Below are 23,863 nucleotides of genomic sequence, written 5' to 3'. Positions count from 1 at the left end.
AAATCAACTTCGTCGGCTCCGTGTCCGTGACGAGCGCAGGGACGACGTCCACTTCGGCTTCCTCGTCCTCGGCTGCTGCGTCATGCTCTTCCGAAGCCTCTATCCTCACATTTGATAGAGGCTCTAAGCTCCGGGATGTTGGCCCCTCAATTGCTTTGGGCAGAGGCAGCCCCTCATCTCGTCACTGGAAGCCGAGCACCCATGCGTTCCCGCCCCTTCGTCTCTGTCCTCCCAGCCGCTTCCACCTCGTCTGTCCGCGCCAGGGAGGTGGCCCTGTGAGCCGCGTCGCGGGATGGGTGTTGCTGGTGCTCGCGCTGGTCGTATCGTACCGCCCGGCCGAGGCCGCGCAGGCGAAGAAGACTCAGGCGAAGAAGACCCAGGTGGCGGTGCTGCGCCCGGAGGGCCGCCAGGCGGATGCGCTGCGCAGGGTGCTGACGCAGGAGCTGGGCAAGAAGGGACGCGGGCGAGAGGTGCTGCCCGCGAAGAAGGTGGATGCCCAGGTGAAGCTCATCCGCGGCGGTCCGAAGACGGACGAGCAGCGGCAGGCGCTGGCGAAGAAGCTCGGCGCGGACGTGCTGATCCTCGCCTCGGTGAAGGGGACGAAGCGCTGGGACGTGGAGGTCCGCGCCTACTCCGGCAAGGACGGCACCCTCCTCGCGGAGGAGCGCTGGGCCGTCCGCACGAACCGCGCCTTCCCCGATGTGCGGCGAGAGCTCGAGCCCAGGCTGGGCGCGGCCCTGACGGAGGGCTCGGAGCAGAGCCTCCCGCCTGCCGCCGTCACGCCTCCGACTCCTGTCGCCGAGCCCGAGCCCGAGGTCGCGCCCCCGGCCCCCGTCGCGGAGGCACCGCGCCCGGCGGTGGTGAAGCCTCCTCCGCCCACCGTGAAGAAGGAGGAGCCGCCGGTGGAGCCCGAGCCGAAGGCAGCCGGCCCGCGCGACCTGGACGGCCCCACCCTGGAGGTTCTGCTGTCCGGACAGGGGCTGTTCCGCCGCTTCAACTTCTCGGGCAACAACGCCGACGAGCTGCCCGACTACAGCCTCAACAGCGCCGCGGCGGCGAGCCTCGCGGTGAGCTACTTCCCGCTCTCCCACTTCACGGATGGGGTGGTGCACAACCTGGGTATCGTGGCGCGGGGCTCACGCGCCTTCGGGCTGTCCACGCGGCTCCCGGATGGCTCCAGTCACGCCACCACCGCGCAGCTCCTGGAGGGAGGCCTGCGCTTCCGCCTGCCGCTGCGGTGGCTGGAGGTCTCGGTGGGCGCGCTGTACGGCACCCACTCCTTCGCGGTGGAACTCCCGCCGGAGAGCACCTTCACGCTGCCCGACGTGGACTACCGCTTCGCGCACGTGGAGCTGGGCCTGCGCAAGGCGCTCACCGAGCGATGGGCCATCGCCGCGCGCGTGGGCTACCAGCACGTGCTGAGCGGCGGCGAGCTGTCCTCGGACGACTACCTCCCGGAGCTGAGCGGCTCCGGACTCGATGGCGAGCTCGCCGTGGAGTTCGCCCTGACGCGCATGCTGGGTCTGCGGCTGGGCGGAGAGATGCGGAGCTACTCCTTCACCGCCAACGCCGCGGAGGGCACCCCGGTCTTCGCCGGCGGCGCCAAGGACCTGTACTTCAGCGGTCAGCTCGGCGTGTATCTGAGGCTGTAGCACCGGCGCATTGAGGGGGTCTGTCCCCCACGCATGTGGCGCCTCCTCCACACTTTTGCGCGAGGCCCGCACGAAAAGTCGGGTCTGATGAAACGCGTATGCACGTGTGACACGAGTTTTTCAGTATCCGTGTCATCGGGCCATTTGACCGACGCGCGTGCGAGTCGCGGCTACATTGACAGGAACGCGTAATCCATCCGATTGGTATGTCTCCCAATGATGGAGGCGCTCGTGCCGAGGATGCGGTCACAACGGTTGTCACGAGAGCCAGCGGAGCGGGGACGGTGGTGGCGCCCGGTGGTGCTCGGGCTGGTCTTGAGCGGGGCTGCTGGCTGCGAAGGAAACATCTCCAACCCGGAGGGCCCCGGTGGAGGACCCGGCCCCGGTACGCCCACCGCCATCGAGAAGCCAGCCCCGTCCGTGCGGATGGCGCGCCTGACGCACGTGCAGTGGACGAACAGCGTGCAGGAGCTGCTCAGGCTGGATGCACCGCCCACCACGCTTGCGGGCACCTTCCGCGCGGACCCCGCCCAGAGCGGCTTCCTCTTTGACAACGATGCGCGCGCCCTCTCCGTCGACGAGGCCCTCTGGGGCGCCTACCAGCGCGCCGCCGCGGAGCTCGCCGGCCAGGTGACGACGGACGCGACGAAGCTCGCGCGTGTGCTGCCTCCGTCGGCCGACACCGGCGAAGCGCGCGCCCGCGCCTTCGTGGAGTCCTTCGGCCTGCGCGCGCACCGGCGCCCGCTGACGTCCGAAGAGGTGGAGAGCTACCTCGGGCTGTACCGCAGGGGCCCTCAGGCCTACGCGGACATGGCGGCCTTCGAGGGGGGCATCCGGCTGGTGATTGAAGCCTTTCTCCAGTCGCCCCACTTCCTCTACCGCGTGGAGCGCAGCACGCAGGCCGTGCGGGACCGGGTGCCGCTCGACGACTACGAAGTGGCTTCGCGGCTGAGCTACGGCCTCTGGAGCGCCATGCCGGACGACGCCCTGTTCGCCGCCGCGAGCGAGGGCACCCTGCATTCCCGCGAGGGCGTCGCCACACAGGCACGGCGCATGCTCCAGGACGCGCGCTCGAACAAGGTGGTGGAGGCCTTCCACCGCACCCTCTTCGACGTGCCCCGCTATGCCACCATCCGCCCCTCCCTCACGCGCTACCCGCAGGTGTCCGAGCGCCTCGGGGAGCACGCGGCCCGGGAGACGACCCTCTTCGTCCAGGACGTCGTCTTCTCCCGCAAGGGCGGCTACAGCGACCTGCTCACCTCGCCGGCCACCTTCGTCAACGACGAGCTGGCGCGCGTCTACGGGCTGAGTGGCGCGTTCACCGCCGACTTCGTCCCCGTGACGTTGGACTCACGCGAGCGCAAGGGCGTGCTCACCCAGGTGGGCTTCCTGGCCGCGCACGCGACGTCGGTGGACCCGGACCCCATCCACCGCGGCGTCTTCGTGTCCGAGCGCATCATCTGCCGGAAGATTGGCGCGCCGCCGGCCAACATCCCACCGCTCCCCGCCCCGCAGGGCCGCACCAATCGCGAGGTCGTCGCCTCGCACACCGAAGTGCCCGGGAGTGCGTGCGCCAGCTGCCACTCGCACCTCATCAATCCGCTCGGCTTCCCCTTCGAGAACTTCGACGCCATCGGCGGCTACCGCACCACGGACAACGGACATCCGGTGGACGCCAGCTCGACTCCCAACATCAACGGAGAGAAGGTGCCGGTGCGCGACGCGCTCGACCTGGCGGACGCACTCGCGGCCAATGAAGGGGTGCATGCGTGCTACGCGCAGCACTGGGTGGAGTACCTCCACGGGCGCCCGTTCGCCCACGAGGATGGGCCGCTGGTGGAGCGGCTCGGAAAGCTGTCGAAGGAGGGCAACCTGTCCATCGTCGACCTCGTCGTGGAGGTCGTCACCAGCGAGGGCTTCGTGAATCGCCACCCGGAGGAGCTGCCATGAAGCTGAGTCGCCGGATGGTGTTGAAGGGCCTGGGCGGGACGATGCTGAGCCTGCCGTTTCTCGAGGGGCTGGTGCCGAGGACCGCCCGCGCGGCGGACTCGGGGGCGCTGCCGTACGCCATCTTCTTCCGGCAGGCCAACGGCGTCGCCTCGGCCCAGACGACGTCGGAGCTCGGCGCGGAGCCGGAGCGCTTCTGGCCGCGCACCCTGGGGGCGCTCACCGCGGAGAGCCTCGCCGGGCGGGCCGTGGACGTGCTCAAGGACCACCTCGCGGACCTGCTGCTGGTGCGCAACATCAACATGAAGGACTACAACTACGGGGACGGCCACGCCCGCGGTGCCATGCAGGGGCTGACCGCGCGGGGCCCCGTGGTGGAGGGCGCGGGCGGCGGCTCCGAGTCCGGAGGCGAGTCCATTGACCACCGCATCGGCCGCGAGCTCAATCCGCAGCAGCGTGACTCGCTCGTCTTCTACGCGGGCCGGCGTGGCGGCTGGCTCGGGGGGCCCTGCCTCTCCTACCGGAGCAGCAACGTGCGCCGGGCCGCGCTGCATGACCCGTGGAATGCGTACCAGACGATGATTGGCGGCCCGGGAGGACTGACTCCCGAGGCTCGCGAGCAGCTCCTCGTCCGGCAGCGCAGCGTGAACGACCTGGTGAAGGCCCAGCTCCAGTCGCTCCAGCAGCGTCCCGAGCTGAGCGCGTCCGACCATGAGCGCTTGGACCTGCACCTGTCCAACGTCCGGGACCTGGAGGTCGCCCTGAGCTGCCGCATGCGCGCGGACCAGGAGCTCATCCTCCAGCAGCAGTCACCCGGCTATGACAGCACGGACGGCACCGAGGTGCTCGCCACCGCCAGGCTGCACATGGACATCGCGGTGATGGCGATTGCGTGCGGCACCAACCGCGCGGCCGTCATCCAGGTGGGCAACGGCAACGACGGCGATACGCGCTACCGCGACCCGGACACGGGGCAGTTGATGGAGAACTTCCATTACGTGTCCCACCGTCGCACGTCGCACGACTCCAGCGGCGGCATCATCACCGGCTCGGACCTGCTGCACCACCACGTGGACGTGCAGTTCGCGCGCGCCTTCAAGCACCTCCTGGACCGGCTGGCGGCCTACCAGATGCCGGACGGAAAGCGACTCATCGAGCACGGCGTGTCTGTCTGGTACAACGACCTGGGCAACGGGCCGGCTCACTCGGCGCGCAATGTGCCCTTCGTCCTGGCGGGGAGCTGCAATGGCTTCCTCAAGCAGGGCGTCTACGTCGAGGCGTCGGGCGGCGGCAATCCCAACCACAACCGGATGCTGAACACGATTGGCACCGCCGTGGGGCTGAGGAACGCGGCCGGCGGGAGCCTGGACGACTTCGGCGACCCGGCGCTGACCAAGGGCGTGCTCTCCGAGCTCATCGCCTGAGTAGACGATGGCGACCTGCTCCAGTGTTCGACGCTGGAGCAGGCTCTACCGCATCCCTCAGTAGAAGGTGATGGTGAACTGCTCCCATTGCCCCACGGAGGCACCGGCGGCATACACCCCGCCGTCGCCCCCGTTATCGGCATACAGATAGCGGGGGGTGAGGAGATTGTTCGTCGACAGGGCCACGGTGTCTCCGGTGCCGATGGTGAGCAGGCCCGTGCCGGATATCTTCGAGATGCGGAAGGTTTCATAGCTGCCAGGCGCCGTGGGGGTGGCTGTCACCTCCGAGCCGCCACCGTTCACGGCCATGAGATAGTTGCCGTTGACCGTCTGCAGGTGGATGAGGTCGCCGGTCTGCAGCTCGAAACCGTTGCGGTCCACCAGTTGGAACTTCTCCCAGGGACCCACGGCGGCACGATTGGCGTTCACCGCGCCGCCGCCGCCGCCCTCGGCCACCACGTAGTGGCCGCGCAAGGCACGCAGGGAGATGGTTCTCGAGTAGAGACGCGCCACGGTGGCCGCGTCCGTGATGCTCAGCGAATCGCGCTGCCCGATGGCCTGCCCCCCCAGGGGTTCGATGGTGGGCAGCCCATTCTTCGAGAACGCCGTCCTCGGGTAGTGCATGATGGAGCCGTAGTCATAGGCGAGGATGTCGTCACCGTCGGCGATCTGCTGGTTGAAGTTCTGCTCATAGCCCGCGGTGATGTTCTCGGGCCGGACGAGCACGTAGTTATTGCGGTCCTCGCGCGACTGCTCGTGCCACAGCCCCAGGGCATGTCCGATTTCATGGATGGTGTTGCCCGTGGTGCACCCGGCCTCCAGCGTCACCACCTGCCTGCCACCAATTCGTCCCACGTGGGCACTGCACCCGGCGCCCGTCTGGAAATTGACGTAGTTCGGGTACAGCGCCGCGTTGAGCACGTTGCGTTGCACGAAGCGCAGGTGCGTACGCTGTTGCCAGTGATTGATGGCGTCCGTGATTCGCGCCTGGTTTGGCACAGCCGCGTCGATGGTGTAGGGCACCTCGGAGTTGGTCCAGCGGAAGTTTGCTCCGGTGATGGCCACGCCCTGGGCGTGGACTCCCGGGGCGTCGAGACCTCCCCGGGCCTTCACCTCGCGCACGCGCGCCTCCATCTCCTCCACCGTGCCGAGAATCATGTCTCCATCGAGGATGGCCAGTCCATCCACCTCGGCGTACTTTACGGGCACCAGCTTCCCTCTCGCGGCGTTCCAGGCGTAGCCCTCGCGAACCGGAGCGCCAGCCGGCACCCGGGCCATCTCCGGGTCCAGGGCGGGACGCGACTCCAGTCCCTCACCGCAGGCGGTGAGCAGCAGGCTGGGGATGAACAGTGCAACCAGCGCGGACTTCAATGTGCTTCGAAGCATGGTGCCTCCTTTCCGGAAGGCATTCCGGGGAGCAGGAGGCAATCACATCGCTCTGACATTTGTCGTTTGGAATTGATGATCCTCATCAATTCGCGGCATGCCCCGGTGCCTTCGCCGCAGGGAGGAGATGCGCTGCATATGCATTCATGCTTGCCAAGGCGAACGGGTACATGTGGATTCCCCGTATAGATTTTAACGCCAGGACTCGGGTTCCAGGCGTAACCACACGAGTAGACCCCTTCACCTTCGCGGACGTGCGGGAACAGACGCGGAGACGATCAAGTGCATGTCATGGACTCTGTGTCCATGGTCCTCAAGTGCTTTCTGGCTGGTCGCCAGAGGACGCTGGCCATTCGCATGTTGCTGGCCGAACGGGAGGGAGAAAGGAATAGTGTCTTTCATTTCATGGGGGGGCTGGTCCATTCCGGGTTCCATCCTGCTCCTTGGGGGAGAAACAAGATGCGAAGCCGTCAAGGTGTGCTGTGGTCGTGGGGGCTGGGCGTGACACTGGCCTTGTCACTGGGGGCGTGTGGTGTGGACTCCCGTCCTCCCGCGGATGGGGTGTCACAAGAAGACTCCGGGGCGTTGACGAGTGAGCCGCTGGAAGCCTCGTTGACGTGGGACCCGTATGCGGACGCGGTGGCGTCGGGCACCAATGCGGCGGTGCTCAACGCGAGCGCGGCGCTGGGCGCTCCGGATGGACAGGCGGCGACGCTGCTGGGCCTGCTCAACGCGGCGCTGGTGTTGGACCTGGGTGCGGGCGAGGAAGGCACCGGCGACCTGCGCGTCTATTACAAGGGCCTGTCGTTGGCGCTGGTGGCCCAGGTGGACTTCCTGAAGGCGGATGGGACCTTCATCGGCTCCAGCTCGTTGCACCTGGTGGAGCTGGGCCTGGGGACGCATGTGGCGGTGGCGCTCTACCCGGGGAACGTCCCCTATCGCTATGTGCGCCTGAAGGGCGCGCTCGCCATCTACCTCGTGGACGCGGTGGAGACGTCGCTGCGGGCCGTCTGTGGTGATGGGGTGCTGGGCGGATTCGAAGTCTGTGACGACGGCAATCAACTCTCGGGAGACGGCTGCAACAGCGTCTGCCAGTTGGAGCCGGGCTACACCTGCACGGGACAGCCGACAGTGTGTACCGACATCGACGAGTGCGCCGCCGGTACCGACAATTGCAGCGAAAACGCCACCTGCACCAACATCGGGGGCTCCTTCACCTGCGCCTGCACTGCGGGGTACGAGGGCGACGGCGTGACCTGTACCGACATCGACGAGTGTGCCGCCGGTACCGACAATTGCAGCGAGAACGCCACCTGCACCAACATCGGGGGCTCCTTCACCTGCGCCTGCACCGCGGGCTACGAGGGCGACGGCGTGACCTGCACCGACATCGACGAGTGCGCCGCCGGTACCGACAATTGCAGCGAAAACGCCGCCTGCACCAACATCGGAGGCTCCTTCACCTGCGCCTGCAATGCGGGGTACGAAGGCGACGGGGTGATCTGCACCAACATCGACGAGTGCGCCGCAAACCCCTGCCTGAACGGCGGCACCTGCATCGACGGCGTGGGCAGCTACACCTGCAAGTGCGCGCCCACCTACGAGGGGCCCATCTGCCAGTCTTGCTCGGGCACCCTCGCGGACTGCAACGGGACCTCGTCCGACGGCTGCGAGGTGAACCTCCAGAGCGACGCCAACAGTTGCGGCGCCTGCGGCATCGTGTGCTCGACGGGCCAGATCTGCTCGAACGCCACCTGCCAGGCCCCGCCCCCCGGCCAGGTCCCCGGCACGCCGGTCAGCACCCCCGCGAACCACAGCCCGCTGGCCCCGGCGGTCGCCGATGTGAATGGCGACGGCAAGCTCGACATCCTGGTGGCCAACGCCGAATCCGGGACGACCCAGACTCCCTCTGGCTCGCTCTCCGTCTTCCTGGGGAATGGCGACGCCAGCGTCCAGTCGGAGGTCAACTACGGGAGCGCCTCGCTCTCCAGCAACGCGGTCGTGGCCGTGGACGTGGACGGTGACGGGTGGCTCGACGCCGTCACTGTCGACGGCCAGACCAACCTGCCCCTCATCAACGGAAACATCAGCGTCTACAAGAACCTGGGCTCGAGCGCGCCCGGGACCTTCGGCGCGCCGACGAGCTTCACCACGGGCACTCCGGGCTCCGTCCACCTCTGCACCGGGGACTTCGATAACAACGGGGTGGCTGACATCGCCACGACCAGCGTGACCCAGAGCCAGGTGAGCGTGCTCTTCGGCACCGGCGCGGGCAACTTCGGCGCGCCCACGTTCATCGGCATCCAGAACACCGGCGGCGTGCAGTCGAGCATCGCCTGCCGTGACCTGAACAGCGATGGCTTCTCCGATATCGTGGTGACGAGCCCCTCCAGCGCACGCCTGTCGGTCCTCATCAACCAGGGCAACGGCTCGTTCGCCGCACCCGTCGCCTACAGCAATTCCGCCGGCGGCCTGACGGCGGGCATCGCCTTCGGCGACGCCAACGGCGACGGCACGCTCGACATCCTCTCGAACGGCGCGGCCGGCCGGTTCCTCTTCTTCTTCAGAGGGAACGGCAACGGCACCTTCGCGAGCGGCGTTCAGTCAACCGCCTCGGCCACTTCGGCCACCAACTCGGCGCTGGGCGTCGTGGCCGGTGACTTCAACGGCGATGGCAAGCTCGACGCCTACATCCTCGTGACAGCGGCCTCGGGCGGCGTCCGCCCGATGACCGGCAACGGCAACGGAGGCTTCACCGCGGACACCGTCGTCACGACCGGCGCCTCGCCTGGCCTCAACGCCATCGCCACCGCGGACATGGATGCGGATGGGTACGCCGATCTCATCCTGACCAACAGGGGCTCCGCCACCGTGACTGTGGTCCCCAACGGACTCTGAGGAGCTGTCCGCGATGCCGCGATGGGGCCGTGTGCCCTGATTTCAGCGCGGTCTCGGTAGGAGAATCGGTGCGCCGCGTGCTTCGAGCGCGGCGCACCGAAAGACGCGCAGGCGCCTGACGGGCATTGCGTCGCTGGCTCGGGCTGCTGCGCGCTGGGGGCGCTTTTCGTAGAGTCCCACGCCATGAACCTCCTCACCTTCGGTCTCAACGTCACTTTGGACGGGTGCATCGATCACACCCAGGGCATCGCGGACGACGAACTGCACGACTATTGGACGCAGCTCATGGACCAGAGCGGGGCGATGCTCTTCGGGCGCAACACCTACGAGCTGATGGAGGGAGCCTGGCCCGCGGTGGCACGCGACGAAAAGGCGCCGCGCGCGATGCGCGAGTGGGCACAGAAGCTCGAGGCGAAGGCAAAGTACGTCGTGTCGGGTTCGCGGAGCGACTTTCCGTGGCGGAACACCATCAAGGTGGAGGGTGACCTTCGCGAGGCGATCTCGGCGCTGAAAGCGAAGACCGAGCGGGGTGTCCTCGTCGGAGCGCCCAAGCTCGCGGCCGCGCTGGAGGAGTGGGGGCTCATCGACGAGTACCGCATCGTCGTTCATCCCATCATCAGTGGCCGCGGGCCGACGTTGTTTCAGGGCCTGTCGAGTGCGCGGCAGCTCGAGCTCCTATCGACGCAGCGGTTCAAGTCCGGCGTACTGGCGCTCCACTTCCGTCGCAAAGCGGGATGAGTTGGAGTCTGTAACTCCGCGCCAGGCCCCTCCCGACGCACGGGAGCGGGCCTGGGGCAGTGGGCCAGACGTCAGTCCAGGAGGTTCGCCAGGCCCGCGTACGTGTTGGGGCCGGGGATGCCGTCGAGCGGCCCGCTGTAGCCGCCCCGGTTCGCCAGCGACTGGAGCACCTTGTACGTGTTCGTCCCGGGGGCCCCGTCAACGGGCCCCGTGTACCCGGCGCCGCTCAGGAAGGTCTGGAGGCCCCGCCACGAGTTCACGCCCGGGGCCCCATCGGGGGGGCCCATGTACCCGCCCAGGCGCGCCACCCGCTGCAGCGCCGCGTAGGACTGGGTGCCCATGACACCGTCGATGGGGCCCGTGTAGCCGAAGCCCCGCAGCACGGTCTGCACGCCCTTCCAGGACTGGGTGCCCATGGCACCGTCGATGGGGCCCGTGTAGCCGCCCTTCGCGGCGAAGCGCTGGAGCGCCGCGTAGGACTGGGTGCCCATGACGCCATCCACGGGTCCGGAATAGCCATACCCCCCGAGGACCTGCTGGACGCCCTTCCACGTGTTCGTGCCGGGGACGCCATCCACCGCGCCGGTATACCCGCCCGCGCTCGCAATCCGTTGCAGCGTCACGCCCTGGGCCTGGGTGACGGGCGGCACGGGACCGGAGGACCCGTCCAGGTACGCCTGGATGCCGTTATAGGTATTGGGGCCGGGGACGCCATCGATGGGGCCCGTGTAGCCACCGTCCTGGGCCAGCAGTTGCAATCCCTTGTACGTGTTGACGCCCGGGACGCCGTCGGCCGGCCCCGAGTAATACCCCAGCTCACGCAGGACCTTCTGGATGCCCGTCCAGGTCTGGGCCCCCGGCACGCCGTCAATGGGGCCGGTATAGCCCCCGCGGCGCGCCAGGTTCTGGAGGATGGTTCCCTGCTGGGCGGTGATGACGGGGGTGCCTCCGCCGCCACTCCCTCCGGGGATGGCCGTGGGCGGAGGCGCCGTCGCGCCCAGCGGGGGCTGGGCCAGTCCGACGAACGCGGACGGCTTCGCGACGTTCAGGTCGAGTGGAATCCCGTTCTGGTTGCCGGACGACGTGTATTGGTGGATCTCCCACGTGGGATAGGCCGTCCCCACGGACGGGTTGCCCGGCGTGCCCGTGTAGTGGGCAATCCAGAGCTTCGAGCCCACGGCCTGCGTCTGGGGCCAGGTGTGGGCCTTGAGCAGACTCGAGTACGTGTACAGGAACGGGGCCTTGCCCAGCCGCGTCTTGACCGCCTGCATGAAGCTCGCGGTCAGGGAGTCGTTCCAGAAGATGCCGTTGTCGATGGCCTCGTTGTCGAGCACCAGCAGGTCACCGGGCCGGTGGTCGTAGAGGTGGTCCACGAAGTACTGCGCGTCACCGGCCGGGGTGTACGAGCCCGCCACCCAGTAGTGCCCCACGAGCAGCCCGGCCGCGCGGGCCCGGGCGACCTGCTGGGTGTAGTAGGGCGCGACGTAGAGGGGAGAGACATTGGAGCCGCCGGCCTTGACGATCGCGAACTGGTAGCCGGCGCTCTTGATGGCATTGAAGTCCAGGTCCCGCTGCGTCGTTCCGACATCAATCCCATACACACCGCTCATCCCGGACGGGGGCGGCGTTCCGGGGTCCTGGGCCAGCCAGGTGGTGAGCCCCGCGTAGGTGTACTGCCCCGGGAAGCCATCCACGGGGCCCGTGTACCCGCCGAGCTGGGCGAGCCGCTGGACTCCCTTCCAGGTGTTCTCACCCGGCACGCCGTCGATGGGGCCGGAGTAGAAGCCCTTGCCGGTGAGGACCGTCTGGATGCCCTTCCACGTGTTGACGCCGGGCACGCCGTCCACCGCGCCCGTGTAGCCGCCCCGCTGGGCCACGCGCTGGAGGATCTTCCCCTCGTCGATGCTGATCTGGATTCCCCCGGAACCTCCACCGCTGCCGGTGCCTCCGCCGCTGCCGGTGCCGAGCACGTTGCGGATGAGCGGCGCGGGGTCGCTGACGTTCTCGCCGAACGCGGCGTTGTTGGTGGTGCCCCGGGTCATATGGAGGTGGGGCCCGGTCCACGCCGAGCCGTGGTCGTCTCCCGCGCCCGCCACGTACGCGATGATGTCGCCCTGCTGGACGGAGTCGCCCACCGCGAAGCGCGTCCGGATGACGTGGGCGTACCCGGAGAAGTCGCCCGGAGCGGACTCCACCGCGAGGGTGTGGCCCACGATGGAGGAGTACTGCACGCGGCGAACGATGCCCGAGCGGAGCGCGGGGATGGCCTGGCCCGCGCTCGCGTAGAGGTCCAGCCCCCGGTGCCCCAGGGGACCGTAGTAGGGGCCCTTGACGCCGAAGCGGGTCCCCCACCGGGACTCCGCGTAGAAGGCCTGCACGTTGGACGGTGCGAGGGCCTGCGCTTCCTGGCCCACGTCGGTGGGGCTCCCGGAGCCTCCCGTGTCCGGGCCTCCGCAGGCGGTCAGGACGACGAGCAGGCCCCACAGCAGCTTCGTCGGGGTCGAGAGGCGGCGCGGGTTGAAGCGCCCTGGACGGGCTCGGGTATTCATGTCGCTCCCTGGTTGGATGACTCGAACCAGAGCAGATTTAGCATGAAAACGTGAAATTCTTGCGATGGAGGTGTCCTGCTCCCCTGCTGGACGCCTGGGCCTGAATCAGCGCAGAGGCAATCCCAGCCGCATTGCCAGGAATGAAATCATCACGTCGGCCGCGGCCTGGGTGTATTCGTTCGTCATGCGGCCATGAAGGTAGAAGGACATACGCAGGCTCGCGGTGCCGAACTCCACCGCCAGCGCCGCGATGTCCGGCGAGCCCCGCGGGATGTCGATGCCGTGCGTCGCGAGCAGGTTGCGCGCGAGCGTGCCGAGGCGCGCGATCGTGGACTCGAGCGCGCGAAAGCTCACATCCGAGACCGGTCCGGTCAGCAGGACGACCTGCGCCGCCGGATGCGTGCGGTAGAAATCCGCCGCCTCCTGAACCATGCGCGTGAGCGGTTCCTGCCAGTCCTTGGCCCCCAGGAGGCTTTGGGCATAGTTCGTCAGGTGCGCTTCCAGCGCCGCCAGTTGGCGCTCCGCGAGCTCGTTGAGCAGGGCTTGGGGGGTCGGAAAGAACTTGTAGATCGTCGAGCGCGGGTACTCGAGACGCTCCGCCAGCGTCGGGATGGAGAAGGCCGAGAGCCCTGATTCGAGCAGCAGCTCCTCCGCCGCCTGGAGCACGGCATCGACCCGGACCTTGGCGCGCTGCTGCTGCGGCTTGCGCGCCACGAAGTCTGGGTTGGGAGCGGATTGACGCGCATCGTCAGCCATGGCGCTTGACTCCATTGCGTCCGTCGCGGACTCGCAGTCGGCCAAGCGGGTTCTTCCACGCCAGGGTTCGCTCGACAACCTGGCGGTGGCGGCCGAGTCCTTCCTTGGACTCGACGCCCGGACGGGCACCCGCCCAGCCCTGACTTTCGCAAGAGGCGGTTAGGCGACAAATGTCGCCTACGGCACTTTGGCGACAAATGTCCCTTTTCGGGGTACACGTGAAGTGCGCTCATACCGAGCGTGCGTCTCGGAAACTGATGTCTCCGAGCACGCGCCCAGCCGGTCGGACCGAAGCCCCATCCGACCGACCCACAGGCTGTCAGGAGGAGGGACGTCATGGCGGCACGTCTGACTCGAAGCGTTCTCGTCGCGATGTGTTTTGTCTGTGTCGGCAGCACACCGGCGGCAGCACAATCGGACCTGCTCGGCAGCAAGCGTGGAGGGCACTACTGGTTCGATTTCTGTACGGGCAAGTCCGATGCGACGCTCCTACCGCCCGACCCACGGTCACTCGTGACGCCGACGGCGAACAAGAACGTCGTCTTCAACGTGGGATGGAACTCGTGCATGAACCGGGCTCCGCTGACGTGTGGCGAGCTGCGGTCGACCAATGCGGCTGGAGGGCGGCTGCTCGGCGGAAACGGAAGTCCCGATGCCGGCTGGGAGTTCAGCGGCCATTCCGCCTGGAGTCTCTGGTCGATGTCGGCGTCCCAGTACAACGCGCTGTGGCTGAGGTGGGGCCTGCCGTTCCGCCCTTCCGACTTCGACAACCTCGTCGCCGAGCGCTACGGCACCCCGCTCAGCGCGCAGCGCAATCCGTATCCTCTCCCGTTCGAGGATCCGAACCGCACGAACGGTGGCTCCGGCCAACTGCCGATGGCACTGACCCAGACACGCAATCCCGACGGCTCGTGGAGCGGACAGATCGGCGTCACGTGTTCGGTCTGTCACAGCGGCCAGATTGGCAAGGCGAGCGACGGCGCGGGCCTGGGGGCACTCCACGGCACCAACGGCCTCACCGACGCGTCCCTGTTCCTGGGCGAGCTCGGAGGCCTCAACCCCGCCTTCACGATTGCCTCCCTGAACCGCATCCGCGGCACGGGGAACATCACCAACTTCCAGCTCTTCGCCCTGCTCACCATCTTCGACCCCGACGGGACCATCCCCGGCGTCATCCTCAATCCGGAGATCTGGGCGGCCGGCTCGACCGGCACGGAAGACCCGCCGAACTGGTGGAACCTCGGGCACCGGCCGGTGAAGTTCTTCGACGCCGGGATGAGCAGCGACGCCACGCGCATCGAACTCTCGTGGTACATGCCGGGCGCCGCACTGCCGAACTACGAGGGCGGCTACGACTGGATCCTCGAAAACGAGTACGAGGCGAACACCTGGATGCTCGGTCTGAAGTCGCCGGCATACCCTCTACCGGTCAACACGGCGCTCGCGCAGCAGGGGTCGCTCCTGTTCCACACGCTCGATCTGTGGGCAGCGAACCGCAACAACCCGGTCGTGAAGCCGCAGCAGGCCGGCAACGGCTCGTGCGCGAGCTGCCATGGAGCCTACGCGCCGCGCTACGTGAACGATCCGAGCTTCCTCGCCAATCCCTTGTTCGAGGGCATGGCGGCCAACGTCACGGCGATCAACGTCATCGACACCGATGAAGCCCGACTGCTCGCCAACGACGGAGCCGTCGAGACCCAGGCGAAATACAGCTTCTTCGGGTACAACGGTCAGGACGGGTGCGCCGAAAAGTACAACATGATTGGCTATCTCGCGCAGCCGCTCTACGGTATCTGGGCGTCCGGCCCCTACTTCCACAACGGCTCGGTGCCCGACCTCTGGAGCTTGCTCAAGTCGTCGGACCGCCCGCGGATCTGGCGTCGCAAGTCGAAGTCGCCGAGGTTCGGCGTCGTGATGGGATTCGAGACCGACCTCGCGAAGGCCTATGACCAGGCCAAGGTCGGGTGGAAGTACGACACGATTGCGTGCAGCCACCTGACCTTCTCGCCGTTCAACCACTGCAATCCGTGGGATCCGAACGAGACGCCGCTCATCGAGAGCGGGCTGTCGCTGCTGTACGGCAACGGCGCGCTGGCCTGGAACCTCCTCGGCAGCATCGTGTCCCCAAGTTTCTCGAACTCGGATATCGAGGATCGCAAGATCTACAACACCCGGATGTTCAGCCAGTCGAACTCAGGCCACACGTTCACCGACGTGCTGACCGATGCGGAGCGCACCGCGCTGATCGAATACATGAAGACGTTGTGAGTCCTATCCCGGAGCGTGGCGGGGATTCGCTCGCCACGCTTCGGCACACTCCATCGGCGCCAGGGGGAGAGGCGCCTGCGCGGTGGGTCGCCTGCAACGGAGCATGAGAAGGAGAGGAGCCCTATTGGGCGTAGCGGGCGGGAGTAGGGGGAGCTGAAAGAAGGCCCTGCCAACTGGCAGGGCCTTCTTGTCTAACGCGTGCCTCGCGATGAAAGGGATGGATTTGCAGCGAGCGCCTCGCGCGAGCCTGGCGAGTTCATGACATTCGAGAGAATGCGCCGACTGAACTCCGGTAGGCCGCGTTCGCACAATTCCAGCAGCCGCGTGGTCACCTCCGTCCGGCGCTGAGCCAGCTTCATACGATGCTGCCGATGTTCGGTTCGACAGAACCCAGAAGCGGTATTTGTCTGAATCCCGCATCCATTTCGCTGGGCGCTCAAAGCCGGAATCGGCCAAAGCGAACACAGTGTTCGCGGGGAAGATGACCCCAGCCATCAACAATCACGCGGCGGCACTGAGACAGATGGAGTGGTCCCATGGGCCAGGACCTGCGATTTCGTCGAGCACCACTGCAGCCGAGCCACTGCCGTCAACGATGGCAAGTCCTGCGGCGAGCTCTTTCAGGCCAGCGGCGGACGCCCCAGTTCGGGTCTGCTCTCGCAGGAACTTGATTTTGGAACGAAGTGCACTCGCAAAATGATTGCGCCTCGGGTCGTCGCCAGGCGGAGGGTGGCGCATCCTTCGCGCGCAGCCCACATCAAGTCATGCCGAAGCGCTTGATTGAAGGCGCGCCCAGTCGTCCGAAAGTCTATTCCTTGCGGAACCAGGCCGTACTGCTGGCGCGGGAATCGCCATGACCGTTCGTGTTTGTCCCTTTCCCGGACCATCGGTATAGAGTGAGTCTCCCCGGGGCCTCCATCGACGTGCCCAGCTCCGGTGTACGCACCTTCTTCCGCGCATCGATTCCCTTCCCATATGCCTTCACGTTCCTGGCACCGTACCGTCGGCATCACCGCCACTCTGGCTCTCTGCGCCTGCGGAGGGCCCGACGAGAGCGACCGGTATCTGCTCGACTTCGTCTACAGCTCGAACACCATCCGGATGACCTCGGACAACACCTTCGAGCTGGCTCCGGACAGCTTTGTCTCGTCCGACGACCTCTTCTTCACGGTGGAGACCCTGACCTACAGGCTGGCGGACTTGCGGATGGACCTGTCGCCTGCGGTCCGCTGCGAGGACTATGAGGAGGTGCTCTCCCCGGAGATGTCCTGTAGCAACTCCGTGAGGCGCCCTGGCTCGGACCCCCTCCTGGATCCCACCGAGGACCTGCCTGGCGTGCTTCACCTCCCGGGCCCCGTGGAGGTGGGCACCGGCAAGCGCCTGTCGGCGGGGGGCAAGCAAGTGTTCATCCCCCGTGTCTCCTATCCCGCCATCGACACGCGGTGGGTCCCGGGGACACCGGAGCACCCCAGCTTCCAGCTTCGCGCGCGCTTCACCTACCAGGGAAATCCCCATGTGCTGGAGTTCGCCTTCCAATCGGACGAGTCCATGCGCTTCGAATACCGGGGCGTGCCGCTGGGACTGCCCGAGGAGTTCTCGGAGCACCCCGCCGCCTTCGGTGGAAACCTGGAGATGGATCATTGGCTCGAGGACATCGACATCTCGGGCTGTCTGGCGACTGGGGACCTGACTCTGGACGGGAACGTGCTTCGGCTGGAGACCGGGCGGGGGGCCTGCGCGGAGGCCGCCACGAAAATGCGAAGCAGCATCCAGTGGAGTGGCGACCTGTTCACCGGGCTGCGCCCGTAGACACATTCACCGCATCCATGCCCTGTGCCTTCCATGGAATGCGCGTGCTCAGAACCCGGGTGGCCAGCTCCAGGTTGAGGCTGACCACCTTCTCCTCATAGAGAGGCGCCGGCGTGTCATCTTCGTCGTCCATCGGTGCCCACCGCTCCCGTACGGGAAGAAGGAGAACCGGGCGGTCACGTCTCGAATTGTGTGTAGTCGGTCGGGAGGGAGTTCGGGGGGAAGGCTCCTTGGCAAGGTCATTCAGCGGTGTCTGCGTTTGGCCTCAGCAGGCTGAGAACCGCACCATCCGGTGCAGGTTCTTCCTACCTTCTTGCGCGAGAGCATGAGCGTCACCCGCTTCCGTGACTCTCCCTCACTTTGTGTGATGCGCCAGCGGTCCGCTACTCGTTGAACGTCGGGAGCACCGAGCCGGCTGTCCGACATGGTCCAAGACGGCGCTGACAGACGCTGAAGTCAATCCGCCAGGACGAACTCGACGTGCTCCCTCTTCTCGGGGTTGCCGTTCAGGAACTCCTTGAGATATCCCCTGACGGCCGCCTCCTCCGCATGTCCTGCCAGCGCGTCTTTGTACACCGTCGTCAACTCATCCGAGTTGAAGATGCGGTAGTGGATGATCTCCAGCCAATCCCAGGCCCTGTCCTGCAACGTGCCTGTCATGTCGACGACCGTCGAGACGTAGTCATCGGCGCCGAACGACTCCGACATGCCGATGATCTCTTTCATCAGGTCTCCATGCTCCGTGTTATCATCGAGATACGACAGCATCACAGGGATGTATTTCCGGTCCTTGCTCAACGCCATGCGTCCCAGGACCCGGGAAAAAGCCTCGACATCCGAAGGCGTGCTCAACTTCGAGTAGAACTCCAGTTCTCTCCGCAGCTCCATGTCGCCTCCCTCGCATCGTGACAATCCACTTCCTCCAGATTCTGGTGTGTGCGCGAGGAAAGTGTCCACGGCGCGTCGTCACACGAGTGGCCCTCCACCCGCCGAGAATGAGCCCGGATGAGAATCCGGCGCCTTCGTGGAGCTGCGTCCTGACCGCGACATCCAGGGGGCGAGTTGCCAGCTCACTTCAGGACGAGCGTCGCGCGCGCGTGCGGGCCTCCATGTGAACCGCGCTGTCTGCCATCGGCCCAAGGGCCTGGGGCGCGGTAAGTCTGACCTGCGCTTCTCCACATCAGGGGCCAACACGCGGGTCCGCGGCGTTGCCCCTCATCATGGGGAGCTGGGCGAGGCTGGGGCCATGCCTTGAGTTCGATGGCCATGAGCCGCTGCATGGCTTCAGTGCGGCCCTGACGGTATCGCCGTCGTGTCGGGCTGATGCTCCCGACGGAAGCGCCGCCAATTCTCGATGGGGGACCTCGGCGCGGGGAGGGTTTCCTCCCCCGGAGCGGTGATGGTCAGCCAGACGCGAGGCTGATAATCCCTCCTCCGCCATGTCCGAGGACGCCCCCGCCTTCGCAGAGCTCGCGCAGTTCACCCTGGACCGGGCCTCGCTCCGGTTGCTCCCCGAGTCGTTCTGCCGCCGCAACCAGGTCGTGGTGCTGGGCAAGGTGGACCCGGAAGCCCCCGACGTGCCGGTGACGGTGGGCACGACGAACCCGGACAATGGGCCGATTCTGGAGCTCGTCACCGAGTTCCTCCGGCGCCCCCTCAACACGGTGCGCCTGAACCCCTACGAAATCGAATCCGCGCTGGAAGTCGGCTTCGGCGCGGGCCCGCGTGTCACGGCGGATATCGTGCTGAAGCCCGGCCTCAAGCTCACCCACTCGCCGACCACCGTGGAGCTGGTGGAGCACGTCCTCTTCAGCGCCGTGGAGATGAAGGCTTCCGACATCCACGTGGAGAGCTACTTCGACGACGTGGACCTGCGCTATCGCGTCGACGGCATCCTCCATCAGTCCTACACGGACATCGACCCGCGCTCGTTGCCGGGCGTCGTCAGCCGCGTGAAGGTGCTGGCCGGACTGGACATCACCGAGCGACGCCGCCCCCAGGACGGTCGCCTGCGCGCCCTCGTCGAGCGCCCCGAGGGCCGCAAGGTGGTGGACTTCCGCGTCAGCGTGGTGCCCAGCCCCGCGGGCGAGGACGTGGTCATCCGCATCCTCGACGCGAGCGTGGGCCTGGTCCCCGTGGAGAAGCTGGGCCTGTCGCCCGCCATGCAGGCCGTCTTCCTCCAACTGCTCTCCAACCCGGAGGGACTGGTGCTCGTCACCGGCCCCACGGGAAGCGGGAAGACGACGACGCTGTATTCGGCGCTGGCGCGGCTGAACGATGGACGGCGCAAGATCGTCACCGCCGAGGACCCCATCGAGTACTACGTCCCCAAGGTGAACCAGAAGCAGGTGACGCCGCAGATGCCGTACGCGACGTTGCTGCGCGCGCTGCTGCGCCAGGACCCGAACGTCCTGCTCGTGGGCGAGATTCGAGACCTGGAAACAGGCAGCATGGCGCTGACGGCCGCGGCCACGGGGCACGTGGTGCTGGGCACCCTGCACACCGCGGACGCAGTGGGCGCGGTGGCCCGCCTCCGTGGATTGGGGCTGGATGACGTGGACGTGGCGGATTCGCTGCTGGCGGTGCTGACGCAGCGACTGGTGCGGCGCATCTGCGAGCAGTGCGTGGAGGACACGAAGCCCACGCCGGAGCAGACGAAGCTGCTGGGGCGGCTGCTGGACGGAGTCCACACGCGCGCCGGACGAGGGTGCCCCGCCTGCAATCACACGGGCTATCGAGGTCGCTCCGGCATCTTCGAGTTGCTCGTCGTGGACCCGGACCTCCAGGACCTCATCGCGCACGGTGAGCCCACGGTGCGGCTGCGCCGACACGCGCGGAAGCACGGCCTGCGAACGCTGATGGAGGACGGGCTCGACAAGGTCAACGCTGGCACCACCACGGTGGCGGAGCTGGTGCGCGTGGTGCCCTATCGCCACATCCTCACCACCCGGGATGAGCGCTTCGGCGCGGAGTCGGACGAGGAGGCGTAGGCCCGAGCCCGAGTGGAGGGCGGGCCTCGCCAGGCCAGGAGCACCTCCGAGCACGATTCTCGGAGGTGCTGGCCCAGGGGACTGCTTCAACTCGCGACGGGCCTGAAGCCTTGCGTCACAGGACCTGACAGAACAGCAACGCGGGCTCGGTTGAGGCCGTGTCGACCGGACACGCGAGGCTCGTGTTGGAGGTGTTGCCCCATTTGTCCGTGGCCAGGAGCGAGAAAGGAAGCTGGGTGTCGAAGGAGTAGATGTTCGGGATGGACCACGTCAACGAGTACGGCGCCTGCGTCAGCGTGACGTTGAAGCCCGGGATCAGGCCTCCGCTGAGGACGACGGACTGGATGCCCCGCGGGTCGCTCACCGTCCCCGCTGAGACGAAGTAGGTGCGACCGGCACCAAAAACGGTGAACGTGTACGTGGGGCCGGTGTTGTCCGCGGTCACCGTGCGCGTCACGGGCGTGCTCGCCGCGCCCTGGAGGTCGCTGCACTGGAACAAGAGGATGGAGTCCCCGTCCTGCCGGGCCGAGGTGTCGACGATGAACTCGTAGGGTGCGGTGGTGTCTATCTGCATCACGACGCCGTTCTCGCGCATCTCGACGTGGTGAACGCCATCCGTGTCTACGCACTGCACGGTGAACTTCGGGGACTTCGGCTGGGAGTCGTCACGGGTGATGCCCGTGATGACGGGAGGCGTGATTCCCTTGAAGAACACGGTCTCGAAGTTCGTCGTGTTGCCGCAGTTGTCATGGACCACCGCGTGGAAGGCGTGCGGGCCGTCGGCCATGTTGGCACCGAACTCCAGCACGTACCCCGGGGTGGTGGGCAGCGCCACCAGGGTCCCATCCACATACAACCCATAGGGGTAGACCAGGCCACAGACGTCCGAGGCTCCAAAGGTGAGCCTCACCAAGGAGCCCAGCTGGGTCTTCTCAAAGGTCACCGCCGGGGGCGTCACGTCACGAGGCGCGGCCAGGGTCCTCACGCTCTTGTTGCCAAAGGCATCCGTCACCTCCACGGAGAGGTTGTGGGCCAGCGGATCCATGGGCGTGTACTGGACCACATATGACGTGGCGGAGTTCGTGCGCGTGGCGAAGACCACCCCGTCCACCTTGAAGTCGACCCGTGTGATGGTCGAGATATCCGACACGCTCGCGTTGACGATGAAGGGCGGGGCACTGCCTCCCACTGTCATCGAGACATTGGGAGGCGTGTTGTCCACATCCAGGGCGTGGTGGACCATCGTGACATTCAAGAAGCGGTCGAATGCCTTGATCAAGATGTCGTGGGTGCCGTCAGGCCAGGTCGACGTGTCGTATTCGTTGTCGAAGGGCGCCATGGATACGGTTGACCTCCACACGGAGTTGTCGAAGTACTCGACCCGTTCGATACCGGAGTCGTCGGTCGCCGTGACGGAGAAGTAGGGCTGCTTCAGCGGGCCCAGGCGGGTGACCGACAGGACGGGCGGCTTCTTGTCCAACACGACGGACACCGTCGTGGTGGTGGCGTTCTGCCAGAAGTCCCAGGCCTTCAGTCGGACCGTATGCGTCCCGTCCTTGAGCGCGGCCCCCGGCATTCGCAGGGTGAACTGCCAGCCCGGCAGCGGGAACGGATTTCCACCATCCAGTATCAGCTGTGGGGGTGTGTGGAACTTGTTGGGAGTCTCCGCATCGGTGACGGTGCCGGTGCATTCGATGTCCGCCCACACCTGGGTGCAGCTCAGAACGGCGGTGGGAGGGTTCGTATCGGGCAGGTCGCCCACGTTGATGGCGGCGAACGCGGAGCCCACGGTCTTCATCTGGGTGCTTCCCGAGGCGCCGTACAGGGATATCACTGCCTCGAGCGTGGCCAGGCGGGCCTGCGCGTAGTCCGCGCCCAGGGGCATGGATTGCACCGCGCGGCTCCAGAGGCGCAAGGCCGCGGTGGGGCCAAGGCCGGAGAAGCCTTCGGGGACCAGGAAGCTGCTCCACGGGTCCGTGCTCTGCTCTCCTTGCCAGGGAGTACAGCCATAGGCCAGGAGCAGGAACATGCGCGCCAGGGGGCCACCTGCGCGGTGGGTCTCCTCACCGCCGATGCCGTCGAACCAGATGTCGATGATCGGATCGATGAGATTGCGCATCACCGGGCCGGCCTCCTCACCCATGGTGAGGTTGGTGGTCTTCAGGGGCACGGCATCGATGTCGAGCGCCGTCCCACCCACCCGCGCGGCGTCGCGGGCGAGCTCGGTGACGAAGCCGAAGATGTCCCCTGTTCCCTCATTCATGCCATGCATCTCCGTCCTGCCGGAGGGAAAGGTCGCGGGGTTCCTGGCCAGCTCCCGCATGAAGAAGTCATGGCCCAGCTCGTGGCCGATGATGTCGGTGGTCGACATTGGAACGAGCAAGCCCCCGGCGGCCGTGACGCCGGCGGGAAAGGTGCGATAGCCAAGCTCCAACCGCGGACGGGTGTTGCTGGGATTGTACTCCGCGTTGCCCATGGGGGCGTGCAACCAGACCTCGAAAGGCAGACCCGCTCCGGTGGGGCCATCGCGGCCGAGGAGGGTCTCGTAGACGCCCCAGGCCAGGTTCACGGCGAACATCGCGTCCACCGCCGCGCTCTCGCCGTTCTCGCCGTTCTGCGCGTTCGTGGGGTTGAAGAGGCGCCCGTCACCAAACTTCGCGTCAATGCTCACATAGTCTTCGATGACAGAGCCAGGGAGGCTCTCCGTACTCAGCATCGCCTGGTACTTGTTGCCCCGTGGATCCTGGAGCACATAGAGGCGATTCTCGAAGAGGACGGAGTGCGTGAGCCTGCCGGAGAAGTAGCCATAGCCCGACACGGGCTTGTAGGTCCCCCCTGCCAGGTCTATGGCCAGCGGCTCCAACCGCAGCAACTGGCCGGAGCGGGCGTCCACCTGCGCGCTCCAACGCCGCTCCACGCCGGCCGGTTCATTCCCCGTGAGCAGGTGCAGCTGGTGCACGAGCGTCAGGCCCGTCACCACGCGCTCGAAGTGGTCGGCGTTGTGGGCACGTCCGGCGGCGGGGATGGGCATGCCTGGCTTGAGGCGGCGCTCCTCCTGGGGAAGGAACATGAGCCGGGACTCTTCCACCCGCGCCGAAGCGTCCTTCATCTCCGCGAGGACCGTGGCCTCCGCCTGGGCGGCGGTGACCCGAACCTGCGTCTGGGGACGCGTGTTGGCCGCGAAGCGGACGTTGGTGAGGGAGGTCACTCCTTGAGTCGTCCTTGCTTCCAGTCCCTGGATGGGGATGCCCTGGAAGTGGAGCGAGTGGCGGTCCCCCGTGTCACCGGGCGCCGGGACGAGCGTGACCTCCCGGAGGTCGAAGCCGTGCTCGGCGGCGAGCCGCTCCGCCTGGACCCGTGACGGAGACTTCTCCCGCGCGGCCTCGTCCAGCGGCGCGGAATCACAACTTGCGACCATGAAGACACAACCGCCCAACAACCACCTG

General features: G+C 66.9%; 14 protein-coding genes and 1 pseudogene. 8 read left to right on the top strand and 7 right to left on the bottom strand.

Annotated features, from left to right (window positions below):
* Positions 1–275 precede the first annotated feature (275 nt).
* The 3 genes from HUA76_RS18635 (at position 276) to HUA76_RS18625 (ending at position 5,023) form a co-directional block, all read left to right on the top strand.
* Positions 276–1,652, top strand: a complete 1,377-nt coding sequence (locus HUA76_RS18635; protein WP_174461616.1) for a hypothetical protein — start codon at positions 276–278, stop codon at positions 1,650–1,652.
* Between the two features lie 240 nt (positions 1,653–1,892).
* Positions 1,893–3,602 carry a DUF1592 domain-containing protein gene (locus HUA76_RS18630; protein WP_254614279.1) on the top strand — a complete coding sequence of 570 codons (1,710 nt, stop codon included), beginning with the start codon at positions 1,893–1,895 and terminating at the stop codon, positions 3,600–3,602.
* On the top strand, positions 3,599–5,023 hold the full coding sequence (locus HUA76_RS18625) for a DUF1552 domain-containing protein (protein WP_174461615.1): 1,425 nt from the start codon (positions 3,599–3,601) through the stop codon (positions 5,021–5,023). Before HUA76_RS18630 ends, HUA76_RS18625 begins: the two co-directional genes overlap by 4 nt.
* Positions 5,024–5,080: 57 nt before the next feature.
* Here HUA76_RS18625 and HUA76_RS18620 read toward each other — a convergent pair whose 3' ends face one another.
* Positions 5,081–6,409, bottom strand: coding sequence for a M12 family metallopeptidase (locus HUA76_RS18620; RefSeq protein ID WP_174461614.1), 1,329 nt, complete (start codon positions 6,407–6,409; stop codon positions 5,081–5,083).
* Positions 6,410–6,868: 459 nt separating this feature from the next.
* Here HUA76_RS18620 and HUA76_RS18615 point away from each other — a divergent pair, with 459 nt between their 5' ends.
* Entirely contained in the window at positions 6,869–9,307 is a 2,439-nt protein-coding gene (locus HUA76_RS18615) for an FG-GAP-like repeat-containing protein (RefSeq protein WP_254614278.1), read from the top strand.
* 183 nt (positions 9,308–9,490) lie between these two features.
* Positions 9,491–10,045, top strand: coding sequence for a dihydrofolate reductase family protein (locus HUA76_RS18610; RefSeq protein WP_174461612.1), 555 nt, complete (start codon positions 9,491–9,493; stop codon positions 10,043–10,045).
* Positions 10,046–10,116: 71 nt separating this feature from the next.
* Here HUA76_RS18610 and HUA76_RS18605 read toward each other — a convergent pair whose 3' ends face one another.
* From HUA76_RS18605 to HUA76_RS46460, 3 genes and pseudogenes are all read right to left on the bottom strand, one after another.
* Entirely contained in the window at positions 10,117–12,594 is a 2,478-nt protein-coding gene (locus HUA76_RS18605; protein WP_174461611.1) for a GH25 family lysozyme, read from the bottom strand.
* Positions 12,595–12,699: 105 nt separating this feature from the next.
* Positions 12,700–13,350, bottom strand: coding sequence for a TetR/AcrR family transcriptional regulator (locus HUA76_RS18600; RefSeq protein ID WP_174452960.1), 651 nt, complete (start codon positions 13,348–13,350; stop codon positions 12,700–12,702).
* Positions 13,351–13,375: 25 nt separating this feature from the next.
* Positions 13,376–13,477, bottom strand: a pseudogene (locus HUA76_RS46460) (IS5/IS1182 family transposase); the annotation flags it as partial.
* Positions 13,478–13,686: 209 nt separating this feature from the next.
* Here HUA76_RS46460 and HUA76_RS18595 point away from each other — a divergent pair.
* Positions 13,687–15,618, top strand: coding sequence for a hypothetical protein (locus tag HUA76_RS18595; protein WP_174461610.1), 1,932 nt, complete (start codon positions 13,687–13,689; stop codon positions 15,616–15,618).
* Positions 15,619–16,593: 975 nt separating this feature from the next.
* Positions 16,594–17,427: a hypothetical protein gene (locus tag HUA76_RS18590; RefSeq protein ID WP_174461609.1), complete on the top strand. Its 834-nt coding sequence runs from the start codon at positions 16,594–16,596 to the stop codon at positions 17,425–17,427.
* Here the strand turns inward: HUA76_RS18590 and HUA76_RS18585 are convergent.
* Positions 17,408–17,560 (bottom strand): hypothetical protein, encoded by a 153-nt coding sequence (locus HUA76_RS18585; RefSeq protein ID WP_174461608.1) that lies wholly within the window; start codon positions 17,558–17,560, stop codon positions 17,408–17,410. The genes HUA76_RS18590 and HUA76_RS18585 overlap by 20 nt on opposite strands.
* 323 nt (positions 17,561–17,883) lie before the next feature.
* Positions 17,884–18,315 carry an Imm30 family immunity protein gene (locus HUA76_RS18580; RefSeq protein ID WP_174461607.1) on the bottom strand — a complete coding sequence of 144 codons (432 nt, stop codon included), beginning with the start codon at positions 18,313–18,315 and terminating at the stop codon, positions 17,884–17,886.
* A gap of 551 nt (positions 18,316–18,866) precedes the next feature.
* Between HUA76_RS18580 and HUA76_RS18575 the strand changes: the two genes are divergently transcribed.
* A complete protein-coding gene (locus tag HUA76_RS18575) occupies positions 18,867–20,417 on the top strand; it encodes a GspE/PulE family protein (protein WP_141640685.1) in 1,551 nt (516 codons plus the stop codon).
* Between the two features lie 115 nt (positions 20,418–20,532).
* On the opposite strand, the gene HUA76_RS18570 is transcribed toward HUA76_RS18575, so the two are convergent.
* Positions 20,533–23,835, bottom strand: coding sequence for an Ig-like domain-containing protein (locus HUA76_RS18570; RefSeq protein WP_174461606.1), 3,303 nt, complete (start codon positions 23,833–23,835; stop codon positions 20,533–20,535).
* Positions 23,836–23,863: the final 28 nt, after the last annotated feature.

Source organism: Myxococcus sp. CA056, from assembly GCF_013336715.1.
Classification (GTDB): domain Bacteria; phylum Myxococcota; class Myxococcia; order Myxococcales; family Myxococcaceae; genus Myxococcus; species Myxococcus llanfairpwllgwyngyllgogerychwyrndrobwllllantysiliogogogochensis.
Note: the sequence above shows the minus strand (reverse complement) of the source record. Positions and strands in the feature narration are given on the sequence as shown.